At 53.7% G+C, this 242-nt stretch carries 1 protein-coding gene; it reads right to left on the bottom strand.

The window, feature by feature from the left end; all coding sequences use genetic code 11:
• Positions 1 to 242, bottom strand: a 242-nt coding sequence (locus HBA93_RS23015; RefSeq protein WP_221724775.1) for a SecDF P1 head subdomain-containing protein, incomplete at both ends; no start/stop codon positions are given.

The raw sequence follows: 242 nt of genomic DNA, 5'->3' as shown, positions 1-242 counted from the left end.
AACGTTCTTTGTGGTGATTTCAGCGAACTGGCGGGCACCCTGACTGTCGAAACGGAAGGAGACGATCGGCTCATTGGAGCGCTGATCAAATCCGGCGCGGGCATCAGTCAGACGTTCACCGCTAAGTGCGACCTGATCTTCAATCGGATATTTGATATTCGGATCTTTTGAATCTTCCATAATGGTGACGCCCGGAGGCGGCGGGCTGTTCGGATCTGCATCCGCAACCATATGGAAGGCCA

Source organism: Ochrobactrum sp. SFR4, from assembly GCF_019730395.1.
Classification (GTDB): Bacteria; Pseudomonadota; Alphaproteobacteria; order Rhizobiales; family Rhizobiaceae; genus Pseudochrobactrum.
This window is presented reverse-complemented; position numbering and strand designations above follow the sequence as displayed.